Consider the following 11,063-nt stretch of genomic DNA (forward strand, 5'->3'; position numbering starts at 1 on the left):
TTGTATAATCCGTCAGCGATGGCGTAGTTGAAGAACGTGGGTACGCCAAAGAACCGCTTGGAGACGAGATATATCCCTCTACCAGCATCTTGTGCCGAAGGTTGTCACGAGGTATACCGCCGCAAAATAGGCAACAGCGAGAACCAGTACGACCATGTTTCGTATGCTTATATAGCTGCGGACCCGTATGTCTTCGTTGCGCGCCGCACGGGCAGCTATGTTCTTTGTAGCAGACGCTACTGCGTCCTCGCACCATCTATGTTAAGAAGACGTTGAGCATATCCGGCCGCCACACGCGTGGAGGCCAGACGAACCAGCGGGAAAGTCCCGGACCGTGTGGTATACTCTGAAGCGAGGACAGGCCCGATGTGCCTGTTGTACTGGCCACTGGCTTCAGGTCCCCTTGTGGATGCCAATTACGGGTTTCGTCATGAAACCATTAACGAAGAAAGAAATAGCGAAGACAATCAGGCAGGTGCTGGAGAAAAAGAACTGATTTGGCAGATTTCAATCGGCAATCGATCGAAAAGGCCAAGCTACACTTTCATTTCTTTGCAGGTGTAAGGATGAACTGTGTCTCAACAACAAGCTTTCGGCTGAGCACAACTTATTTCCAAGAATTTTGACACCACCCTCGATTTTGGCATTACTTAATTCTGAAGATGAAAATTTGTCATCTGCGAAGACTGTTATGGATCAAGGGTTCACTACGCACAACTTTGTTCTAAAGGTACAACAGCCGTCGGAACGCCTAATCATCCATCAAGACCGGCCCAGCATATAGCAGAGACTCCATGAAGGTTCTTGACGGAAAGCCCAAATTGGGCTAATCTGCAAAGATCAGCATTGCAGGCACGGTGCGCCGTCACCAGCCCTCTACACTCTGAGGAGGGATTTCCAATGGACGTGCTATTCCTATCGCGGCTTCAATTCGCAGTAGCGACCTATTTTCACTTCCTCTTTGTTCCCCTCACTCTCGGCTTGTCGCTCATCATTGCCATTATGCAGAGTCTTCATCTCAAAACAGGCGACGAAGAATACAGAGCAATGGCGAGGTTCTGGGGGAAGCTTTTTCTCATCAATTTCGTCATCGGCGTGGTCACCGGCATCACCCTGGAGTTTCAATTCGGGACAAACTGGTCCCGCTACTCCAGATACGTCGGCGACGTTTTCGGCCCATTGCTCGCAATTGAAGCAACCGTCGCCTTCTTTCTTGAATCGACCTTCATCGCCGTCTGGGCGTTCGGCTGGAAAAAGCTGTCGCCGAAAATTCACACCCTTGCCATCTGGCTTGTTGCCATCGCCTCTAATATTTCCGCGCTGTGGATACTGATCGCAAATTCGTGGATGCAAAATCCGGTCGGCTTTCTTACAAAGAATGGACGTCCGGTATTGAACGACCTCGTGGCGGTCGTGACGCAGCCCTATGCCATTCTCACAATCCTTCACACGCTTGCTGCAGCGTACGTGGTAAGCGCATTTTTCGTGATGGGGGTTTCCGCCTATCACATACTGCGGAAACAGCACGGCAGCTTCTTCCTGCGCTCTTTCCGCGTAGGGCTTGTTTTCGGGTTGATCTCGTCGTTGTTTGTCCTTGTCGAAGGCCACATGCATGCGGCCATGCTGGCGGGCACGCAGCCTGCAAAGATGGCAGCGCTGGAAACCCACTGGGAGACCGGCACCTACGCACCAGTTTATATCTTTGCCATACCCGACCAGGAGCAGGCACGAAACAGCATTCAGATAGGGCGTATTCCGGGCGTACTGAGTATACTCGCCTATCATACACCCTCGGCCGAAGTAAAAGGGCTCAGAGACATCCCGAAGGCGCATCGTCCTCCGGTGGCGCCGGTCTTCTTCTCCTTCAGGCTCATGGTCACGCTGGGCCTGTTGTTCGTCCTGCTTATGGTCATCACCTGGTTTAAGAGAAAGAGTCTTGAGTCGAGCCCCCGCCTCCTTCGCATTCTTCTCTACGCAATACCGTTGCCGTATATCACGTGCGCATTGGGCTGGACCGTCACAGAGCTGGGCAGACAACCGTGGATCGTGTACGGCTTCATGAAGACGAGTGACGCGGTCTCTCCCGTCGCAGCGAGCCAGGTTGCAGTTTCTCTCGTGGCCTTCATTCTCGTGTACTCTCTTCTTGGCATTACAGCGTTTGCGCTCATGGCCCGCAGCGCACGACAAGGCCCTCAGCGCCTGGCCGCACCTGCAACTTCAAGAAAGGAGGCGTGAGACGATGCTGGAGACGATCTGGTTTTTACTCTGGGGCATTCTCTGGGCTCTCTATTTTATACTCGACGGCTTTGATCTTGGCCTGGGCACGCTTCTGCCGTTTCTCGGCAAGAATGACACGGAACGGCGCATCATCTACAACACGATGGGACCCTTCTGGGATGGGAATGAAGTGTGGCTCATTACTGCGGGCGGAGTGACCTTCGCTGCCTTTCCGGCGACGTATGCTGTTCTTTTCAGCGCCTTTTATTCCCCCTTGATGATCATACTCTTCGCACTAATCATCCGGGCTGCCGCTTTCGAATTGAGAGGTAAGCTTCCCGGCAAGTCATGGCGCTCTCTGTGGGATAGCCTGGCAGCACTCGGCAGTTTTGTGCCGGCACTGCTGTTCGGCGTGGCCTTCGCCAACATCTTTCGGGGAATACCCATAGACGGCGAGGGAATTTACCATGCGGACCTCTTTTTTCTTCTCAACCTTTATGCCCTTCTGGGCGGGCTTCTCTTTCTCCTGCTTTTCCTTGTCCACGGAGCCCTCTGGCTGGCGGTAAAATCGGAAGGCATACTTCAACAACGGGCCGCTCGGTACGCAAAAACGCTTTGGGTACCGCTTGTCGTCGTTGCGGTGCTGTTTCTTGCACACACCTGGTTTGAGACAGGCCTTTACTACAACTACAAACTCATTCCCGTCTTATTGCTCATCCCTTTGTGCGCGGTTCTGGCACTCTTGCTGGTGCGGGCTTACCTGGCACACAAGACATACGGCAAGGCCTGGTTCGCGTCCTGTCTTGTGATTCTCTGTGTCACGCTTTTCGGTGTCATGGGGCTCTATCCCAACATGCTGATTTCGACAATGAACCCTGCTTACAGCCTCACTGCCTTCAATGCTGCGTCGAGCCCGGGGACACTTAAGATCATGCTTGTCGTGGCGCTCATTTTCGTTCCGATCGTTATGCTCTACCAGGGCTGGGTCTACAGCCTCTTCAGGGGCAAGGTACGCAGCGAAGACCTGCAGAGTGACGAAGCGTATTGATAAAGTTATGCTCTTCCTTGCCCTGGCGCGTCACTGACAGAGCACGTGTTAATTAAACGCGGCCCCTCCATCCACGACGATGGTCTGCCCCGTAATAAAATCGCTGTCCTCCGAGGCGAGGAACACAATGGTTCCGGTTAGATCCTCAGACGCCTCATTGCGTTTGAAGCACCGGGTGCTGGCCAGCATTTTCAGGCGCTCCTCCGGATACATCGGACTTCCCTGAAGGCCCTCGCTGTATGTAAAGCCAGGGGCAATGGCATTGACACAGATATTATCGTCACCCAGCTCCCGCGCTATCGCCCTGGTAAATGCAATGACGCCACCCTTAGAGGCCACGTAGTGGCTGAAGAAGGGAACCCCCATATAAAAAGTGGAAGAGGAAACATTGATAATTTTGCCTTTCCCCTGCTTCTTCATGTACGGATACACTGCTTTGCAGCACAGGAATACACCTTTGACGTTGACGGCCATAATACGGTCCCACTCCTCGACCGTCAGCTCGTAGAAAAACTTCCGCGTCAGCCCCACAAAGATGCCGGCATTATTCACTAGCACATCGATTCTGCCGAACCGTTCCACGGCCGAGCTAACCATGGCGCCCACGCTCTGCTCGTCCGACACGTCCGTCTTTACCGCGATCGCCTCACCGCCTTTTTTCTGTATTTCCTCCGCAACCGGCGCCCCATCGAGCACATCCGCAACCACGACGCGCGCACCCTCCTCTGCGAGTCGCAAAGCATAGGCTTTCCCGATGCCCCTGGCACCGCCGGTGACAATGGCTACTTTATCCTTGAGCTTCATAGTATCTCAGCCTCCTCATTGATATGTGTAGAGCACGTTGTACTCGCAGTGAAAGCAGGAGCCCGGAAGCAGGGCCCCCGGGGTAACATTTATCAGCGCTGATAGATGCCGCGACATGGATAGACGCCCTGTTTTACTATCTTGCCCTTCACCACCTGGTCAACCCGCACTGCGTCGACACCTTCGACCTTACTGGGACCGTAGGTCAACGGTGTGCTGCTCAAGTCGCCCGTGTTGAGAGCCTTGATTTTGTAAAAGCCCTGATTCAGTGCGTCCGCAGGTTTCAGCTTTTCAAGCGGCATCTGTTGCAGGGCAAGTCTCAGCGCTTCGACCTGCGTCATTGCCTCGATCATACCGCCGACGTACGATATGTTCGTGATCTTTTTCGTTGGACGATTCTTGTCCTGCATCTCGACACAGAATTTCATACCGGGCGTGGGGTCATCCCAGGGTGGGAAACCGCCGCCGACCACAAATCCTTCACCCAGCTGTCCCATGGCCGGTTGAAACGTGGGGAGATGCGTGGGTGTAGCAGCGCCAAAAATAATCTTATAGTCGAGATGCGGCCCCATGCCCAAGCGAACCATCTCCTTGACGGTCGGCTGGGAGCCGGGTTGCACCATTACGCCGAGTGCAAGATCGACCTTGTTCTGTTTCAGCCACATGAGCTGTGTCGTCGGTTGCGATGTCGGGACTACCGGCACGTACTGGGCTCCAACAAACTCACATCCTATCTTCTTGAGATACGCCTCCATTTCAGGTATCTCGATTGATTTTCCCATGGCATTGTCCGCCGTGAGATACGCAACCCTTGGTTTTCTGTTTTCCTTCCATTTCTCCTTGAACCAGTCCGCAACCGCCGCCAGGTCGTCGCTGTACAGAGGATAGTGGGTGAATATCGTCCCCGGAGGCGTCAGAAGAAATGGTCCGGTCGCGAGCGTAGTCGCGCCCATGTTGTCCTGTTTCAGCCTGTCCTTCAAAGCCATGGCTTGCGGCGACCCCGATACCCTGAAGACCAGCATGCCTTTGGCCTTGAGCTCCTCGTATATGGCTAGTGCCTTCGCGGGCTTGAGCTCGTCGTCTCGCCACAGGAGTTCCACGGTTATGTCGGCAGGCCACTTTTCATTGCGCCACGGCGCCATGCGCTTCGTCTCATTCACGTATTTAACGTAGTCTTCAAAGGCTGCCAGCATCACCGCCACATCCTGGGAGTAGGCTCCCGTCAGCGCAAAGCTGCCACCGACATAGACGCTCTTTGCATGAACGCCCGGCGGAATAAGCAACAACACCACAACCAGAGCAACTGAACACGCTACGAATGCCAATGTGAATCTACCCATTTCCTCCTCCTTTCCTGCGCGTAATTGAGTTTCCCCAACGCAAGAAACTTTTCCGTGAACCACTCTCACCCCCGTTGCTCCAGGTCCTGATGGGAGAAGGGCCACAGCTTCCAGTACGCCTTGACAAACCCCCACCGGTGAATCAGCCCTCTAGGCTCAAAGATCAGAAACAGAATGATAATCAGCCCACGGCTGATCAGCGCGAGTGAAGCGGCTGCCTGCGCGGCAACGGTAGAAGAGAGTACAGGACCCACGATAGTTACCAATTCATCCAGCAGCCTCAGGGGAACTGCACCATGATGACTCCCGTCGTGCTTCCCATGCCACCCACAATCAACACGTCAGGTACCAGTCACTCGTACCGCCTCCAACCATGGTTGTATGGAAAATATGTCGCTGGATACGAACTAGCAAGCATCTCGCTGGCGAGCTGGCCATGTTGCGAAAATCGTTCTTTACCACATTATTCCGCATACGGAATGATATTTTACATATGGTATGCCTATTCGGTAGCACGCTGCTCATTGGCTTGTCAAGAATAAAACCGCCGAATGTCAACACGAGAAAGTGCTCATTATTCAGGCTTCTTCAGCTTCTCATGACAATGACAGCAGCGTCCCTGAACCCACCTATTTCACGTTGTGGGTTAATTAGGAAGAGTGTGTTGTCTGCGCGGCTGACTAATCCCCGAGCTTCTTGCGGAGGGTGTCATTTACTCTCAAGACTTCCTGTGGGTCCTTGCCCTGCAGCTCCCAGCTGTAACTCCCTTTTCCGTCCTTTTTCAGTTTAATCTTTACCTCTGATTTGATTGATTTCCTGAGATCCTCCATCTCCCTCTGGTACGTCGTTTCCTTCTGAGGTTCGTCGGCCTTCTTCGCAGGGGGAAGATCCGTCCTGCCCGTACAGGCCGAGACGAAAAGCAGAATCATCAACATTGCAAAAAGTCGCATGCTATCATACTATTATGCGTATTCAGCCTTTTCAATATATTTCGGAGGAGCCATGAAGCTTCATGTCGAACGGTACGGCGCCGGAAAGCCGGTGCTCTTCGTGCACGGCGCCAGCGGAAGCTCGTCATCCTGGTACTTCCAGAAAGAGTACCTTAAGCAAACGATGGATGTGATCCTTCTCGATCTGCCCGGCCACGGAAAGTCACCCGGGGAAGGCCTCAAGAGGCTTGAAGACTGCAGAGACGCTGTGCACGACACCCTTGCAGGTTTGGGGATCAATACGTGTTATCTGGTGGGGCACTCGATGGGCGGGGCAATCGCCATGCTTTTCGCGCTGGCATATCCTGAACTCCTTGGAGGGTTGATCCTGCTGGGCACAGGAGCCAAACTCCGGGTTTTCCCTGAGATACTGGAGGGCATCCTCAAAGATAAGGAAGGGACTGTACGCAAAATAGCAGGGTTCGCTTTTTCCAAAAAAACTGCTGCCTCTATCCTAGAATCGGGCTTCAAAGAGATGATGAAGTGCAGCAAAGAAGTGATCCACAGCGACTTTTCCAGTTGCGAAACCTTCGACGTCATGGACAGAGTGGGGAGAATTACCATACCCACCCTGATCGTATGCGGAGAGGACGATATTCTGACCCCCGTGAAGTATTCGGAATTTCTAGAGCGGGAGATACGGGGTTCGAAGCTGGTGCGGGTTCCTGATGCGGGCCATCTTTTGATGATTGAAAAGCCCGAGCCGGTGAACCGGGCGATAGAGGAGTTTGTGACAAAAGAGAGTGAGCAGCAAGCAGCGAGCAGTTAGACGTAAGCCGAAGAACGAAGATGGCGAACTGGAGCAGGAGGTTGAGTAGGATGGGGAGACAACAGATCGAGACGATTGAGTCGGATGTGCTCTGCGTGGGCGGGGGCATTGCCGGTCTTATGGCCGCGATCAGCGCAAGGGATGGCGGTGCGTCCGTTGTCATAGCTGAAAAAGGCAACGCTCTTTACAGCGGCCGCGGCCGTGCTGGCAATGACCATTTCTGGTGCTACATCCCAGAGGTGCACGGCTCTGATACGGATTCCTTTCTGAAGGAATGCCTCAAGGGACCGAAGCTTCGCATCATGCAGGCAGGCACCAGCATGAAAGTCATGAGAACCTTTCTCGAGAATTCTTTCGAGGTCGTCAAGCTATGGGACAGCTGGGGCATCCCCATGAAACATGACGGAAAATGGGAGTTTTCAGGCCACTCCTTCCCGGGCGACATCTTCACTCACCTCAAGTATAAAGGGCACACGCAGAAGAAGGTACTCACAGGCAAGGCTCTTGAAAAAGGAGCGAGGATAGTCAACAGGGTGATGATCTTCGATCTCCTGCGTGATTCCGGAGGCGTATGCGGCGCCATGGGCATCGACACCCGGGAGAACCGGATGTACGTATTTAAGGCAAAGAGTGTGATCGTCGCGACCGGAGTGGTCGAGCGCCTCTACCCTTCGCCCGTGCCAGGATGGATGGCAAGCACGCCCGGATGCCTTTCTCTCACAGGTGACGGCCGCATCATGGCTTACAGGGCCGGAGCTGCGCTCGTGGGTCCCGAGAGTCCCAAACGCCACATGGGACCGCGTTATTTCGGCCGGTATGGGCAGGCAACGTGGGTGGGGGTCCTGAGGGACCCGCATGGGAAGCCCATCGGGCCTTACGTGACAAAACCCGACAGAAAGTATGGCGATATGACCATGGAGGCGAGGAGCACCATCCTTGAAGATTACCTTAAATCAGGCAGAGGACCGGTTTACATGGATTGCCGGGGCATATCCGACGAGGATTACGCGTACATGATGGAAGCTTTTGTCCATGAAGGTCTTACATCGTTGATAGATTATATGAAAGAAGAAAAAATCGATCTGCGCAGGAATCCTGTTGAATTCGGCACGTATCACATTTATCCGGAAGCAAAAGTATGGATCAATGAAAAAGCAGAAACGTCGGTAGCAGGTCTTTACGCAGCAGGTGACGAGTCTATCGTGAGTATAGGGCCTGCTGCAACGTACGGCTGGATCGCTGGACGAAGCGCTGCAGACTTTGCACGAGGCAAGGCCTCTTCCGGAAGCGCACCGGATGCGTATGTCGAGCAGAGGGCCGGCGCGATTGACGACATGCTGACTCGTGAGCAGGGGCCGGACTGGAAAGAGACGAATATTGCGCTGCAGCAGATCATGCAGGATTATGTCGGGCCGGTCCGCACAGAGACACTCATGTCTGCAGGGCTGAGCTATGTGAAGCGCCTTAAGGACAAAGCGGCGACATCGATGATTGCGAGAAACCGCTGGGAACTCACCAGGGCGCTCGAGACGCAGAACCTGCTTGATCTGGGTGAACTGGTCTTTCTCGCAGCGCGAGAACGGAAGGAAACAAGAGCACTCCACAACAGGCCTGATTTCCCCATCACCAACCCCGTGCTCGATGACAAGGCAATTTTCGTCAGGCTGGTTGACGGCAGGCCTGTCATGGAATGGAAAAAAGCAGAGTAAACTCGAGGAGAGTACCATGCCACCTGTAATAGACGCGACAAAGTGCATTCAGTGCGGAACCTGCGGTGACGTCTGCGCCGAGGATGTCTACTTCGGGACAGAAACAGGCAAGTTGCCGCCTGTCACCTACCCTGAATTCTGTTTCCATTGCAACTGCTGTGTGGAGGAATGTCCGGTCGGCGCCATCACCCTGCGCATTCCCCTGCCTGAGATGCTGCTTTACAAGAGGGAAGAAGAAAGCCCGTAAGTCTGCAGAGAATTCTCAAATCCCAGTATCGAAATCCCAGCCAAAGATATTTGAAATTTTCATGAAATATTTGTTGAAAAATCCATCGGTCATCCATCCAAATGATAGGTGTACGAAGCCGACCACAAGGAGGACAACCGATGGACAGCTTCCTTCAGCTGTTTGGGACGATGATTGCGTTTACCTATCATTGCTTTGATCGCATCGTCATCCGTGGTTACCTGAGCGTGGTATCACGGCCGGAGCATATCGTCTATTTCTTTCGAGACGTCCTCGGCATTGCCTGCATCACGAAGGAGGTGCTCGCCAGACGGACCGTTGACTGCCAGAACTGGGTCGAATCCTATGCCCGGAATCATGGCATCCCCGTCGCATGGGCTGAAAAGGACGTGCGGAAGGAAGATCGGGTACGGCCCTTGCTCAGATCGGCCAAACGCACCCAAAGCTTCGGGGTCTACTTTATTTTCAAGAGCATGGAACAGGCCACCACCTTCCGCTCGGTAGCCCCTACGTTCACCACCGATGATCCTGAGTACCGTATCCTGGAAAAGACGCGAAGCCGCTTCACGCACTACTACTTCCACATCTTCGATGACGTGTTGGGAGCCATGGTGCTCCGGGTTGGGTCTTTTCTCCCCTTTCAGACCACCTGGTATCTCAATGGCCATACCTTCATGGAGCGGGAGTGCATCCGCCAGGGTATCGCCTACCGGATGCATGACAACGCCTTCGTCTCCGTCGCTGATCCTTCCTTCCTCCAGCGTGCCATCGGCCGGTTCACCCCCGAACGTATCCGGCAACGCATCGAGCACTGGACCTTCCTGCTTGGGCCGAAGTTTTCCAGGAAAGAATCTTCCCGCATGGGCCTGCACCGGTACTCCTGCATCTCCCGGGTCGCGTGGTGCGGCAATGTGATTTCCCACCGTCATTTCCCCATCGACCGCCTGTTCAAACGCGCCTGTGAACGTGCTCTTGCCTCCGTTACCGCCGATACCATCTCCCAGTTCTTCGGCAACCGCCTTACGCGATGCCTCCGTGGCAAGCTCCCTACGACCCTCGATCGCCTGTCGCAGGGCCATCACGTGTTCCGGGCCTATTGCAAGCATGCCTTCGCCAAGCACTACGAGAAGCTCAGGACGTTCCTCCGGATTGAAACCTGCAGCAATACTCTTTCCGACGTTCATCTCAAAAAGGCTCCGGAGCGTCTGCCTGGGGTGAAAAAGGTCCTCCATACGGTGCATGACCGGTTTGCTGGCTTTCAAGCATCCGCCTTCAACGTCCATTTCGATGTCCCCCTGTTCCAGCGCTTGGCCCTGCCGATTACCTCGGGCGCCACCCGCATACCCGGCATCAAGATCCAGGATGCCCGCGTGGTGCGCCTCATGGAAGTCCTCCTCCATGCCGCCAACCAGATCCAGGGCTTCTCCACCGCTGCGCTTCATAAGAGAATCTTGCTGACCTACCGATTGTCGGAAGGAGCCTATTCCCTTACCCACCTCCGGTATGATCCCAGAAAGATCAAAGCGAGGGGACTGATCATGCGCAACGGCCATCACTACACCTATCGCCTCACGGACAAAGGCACCAAGGTCAGCCTCATGTTCGTTCTCTTCCACAAACGCGTCTGCGGCCCTCTCGCGAACAGTCTCTTTCACCATAAACCAACGGCAGCATACTCACCAAACAAACTGGAGAAGGCCTACCACAAAGCCGATGCCTCAATTCAGCACATTGTTGACCTCCTTGCGGCATGAGAAATAATGTGAGAGATAAATTCTCAGAATAGGCCATGTTAGAATCTAAACAATCCAAGTATCAAAATGTTAGAAACTGGAAAAAGAAACTAAGCGGGTTCGGAGTTTTGGTCGATATTGTTTGGACATTAGAGATTAGGATTTGGAATTTCTCCCCGTGATAGCTTCTACTCTCCCTCATATGTC

The 11,063-nt window shown here is 53.8% G+C and carries 11 protein-coding genes; 6 read left to right on the plus strand and 5 right to left on the minus strand.

The window, feature by feature from the left end; translation table 11 throughout:
• Window positions 1–900: 900 nt before the first annotated feature.
• The gene (locus VMT71_09040) at window positions 901–2,235 is read left to right on the plus strand and encodes a cytochrome ubiquinol oxidase subunit I (protein HVN24106.1); all 1,335 of its coding nucleotides are present in this window, start codon (window positions 901–903) and stop codon (window positions 2,233–2,235) included.
• 4 nt (window positions 2,236–2,239) lie between these two features.
• Window positions 2,240–3,265 carry a cytochrome d ubiquinol oxidase subunit II gene (gene cydB, locus VMT71_09045; GenBank protein HVN24107.1) on the plus strand — a complete coding sequence of 342 codons (1,026 nt, stop codon included), beginning with the start codon at window positions 2,240–2,242 and terminating at the stop codon, window positions 3,263–3,265.
• A 48-nt stretch (window positions 3,266–3,313) separates the two neighbouring features.
• Here the strand turns inward: cydB and VMT71_09050 are convergent, their stop codons facing one another.
• The 4 genes from VMT71_09050 to VMT71_09065 all read right to left on the minus strand — a co-directional run bounded on the left by VMT71_09050 (window position 3,314) and on the right by VMT71_09065 (window position 6,359).
• Entirely contained in the window at window positions 3,314–4,069 is a 756-nt protein-coding gene (locus VMT71_09050) for a 3-oxoacyl-ACP reductase family protein (protein ID HVN24108.1), read from the minus strand.
• Between the two features lie 92 nt (window positions 4,070–4,161).
• Window positions 4,162–5,409 carry an ABC transporter substrate-binding protein gene (locus tag VMT71_09055; GenBank protein ID HVN24109.1) on the minus strand — a complete coding sequence of 416 codons (1,248 nt, stop codon included), beginning with the start codon at window positions 5,407–5,409 and terminating at the stop codon, window positions 4,162–4,164.
• 65 nt (window positions 5,410–5,474) lie between these two features.
• Window positions 5,475–5,675, minus strand: coding sequence for a hypothetical protein (locus VMT71_09060; GenBank protein HVN24110.1), 201 nt, complete (start codon window positions 5,673–5,675; stop codon window positions 5,475–5,477).
• A gap of 414 nt (window positions 5,676–6,089) precedes the next feature.
• Complete coding sequence (locus VMT71_09065; protein ID HVN24111.1) at window positions 6,090–6,359, minus strand: hypothetical protein; 270 nt, start codon at window positions 6,357–6,359, stop codon at window positions 6,090–6,092.
• Window positions 6,360–6,411: 52 nt separating this feature from the next.
• On the opposite strand from VMT71_09065, the gene VMT71_09070 reads away from it, so the two are divergent.
• From VMT71_09070 to VMT71_09080, 3 genes are read left to right on the plus strand one after another with little or no spacing between them, the layout of a single operon-like run.
• Entirely contained in the window at window positions 6,412–7,167 is a 756-nt protein-coding gene (locus VMT71_09070) for an alpha/beta hydrolase (GenBank protein HVN24112.1), read from the plus strand.
• 50 nt (window positions 7,168–7,217) lie between these two features.
• Window positions 7,218–8,876: an FAD-binding protein gene (locus VMT71_09075; GenBank protein HVN24113.1), complete on the plus strand. Its 1,659-nt coding sequence runs from the start codon at window positions 7,218–7,220 to the stop codon at window positions 8,874–8,876.
• A gap of 16 nt (window positions 8,877–8,892) precedes the next feature.
• Complete coding sequence (locus VMT71_09080) at window positions 8,893–9,123, plus strand: 4Fe-4S binding protein (protein ID HVN24114.1); 231 nt, start codon at window positions 8,893–8,895, stop codon at window positions 9,121–9,123.
• A gap of 233 nt (window positions 9,124–9,356) precedes the next feature.
• Here VMT71_09080 and VMT71_09085 read toward each other — a convergent pair whose 3' ends face one another.
• Entirely contained in the window at window positions 9,357–10,565 is a 1,209-nt protein-coding gene (locus tag VMT71_09085; GenBank protein HVN24115.1) for a hypothetical protein, read from the minus strand.
• Window positions 10,566–10,574: 9 nt separating this feature from the next.
• Between VMT71_09085 and VMT71_09090 the strand changes: the two genes are divergently transcribed.
• Complete coding sequence (locus VMT71_09090) at window positions 10,575–10,877, plus strand: hypothetical protein (GenBank protein ID HVN24116.1); 303 nt, start codon at window positions 10,575–10,577, stop codon at window positions 10,875–10,877.
• The last annotated feature ends 186 nt before the right edge of the window (window positions 10,878–11,063 follow it).

The organism is Syntrophorhabdales bacterium (assembly GCA_035541455.1).
GTDB lineage: Bacteria > Desulfobacterota > Syntrophorhabdia > Syntrophorhabdales > WCHB1-27 > JADGQN01.

Coding starts and splice junctions, on each gene's coding strand:
- cydB (HVN24107.1), top strand. CDS start 2,240: ATGCTGGAGACGATCTGGTTTTTACTCTGGGGCATTCTCTGGGCTCTC.
- VMT71_09075 (HVN24113.1), top strand. CDS start 7,218: ATGGGGAGACAACAGATCGAGACGATTGAGTCGGATGTGCTCTGCGTG.
- VMT71_09055 (HVN24109.1), bottom strand. CDS start 5,409: ATGGGTAGATTCACATTGGCATTCGTAGCGTGTTCAGTTGCTCTGGTT.
- VMT71_09085 (HVN24115.1), bottom strand. CDS start 10,565: ATGAAGCGCAGCGGTGGAGAAGCCCTGGATCTGGTTGGCGGCATGGAG.
- VMT71_09065 (HVN24111.1), bottom strand. CDS start 6,359: ATGCGACTTTTTGCAATGTTGATGATTCTGCTTTTCGTCTCGGCCTGT.
- VMT71_09070 (HVN24112.1), top strand. CDS start 6,412: ATGAAGCTTCATGTCGAACGGTACGGCGCCGGAAAGCCGGTGCTCTTC.
- VMT71_09050 (HVN24108.1), bottom strand. CDS start 4,069: ATGAAGCTCAAGGATAAAGTAGCCATTGTCACCGGCGGTGCCAGGGGC.
- VMT71_09040 (HVN24106.1), top strand. CDS start 901: ATGGACGTGCTATTCCTATCGCGGCTTCAATTCGCAGTAGCGACCTAT.
- VMT71_09080 (HVN24114.1), top strand. CDS start 8,893: ATGCCACCTGTAATAGACGCGACAAAGTGCATTCAGTGCGGAACCTGC.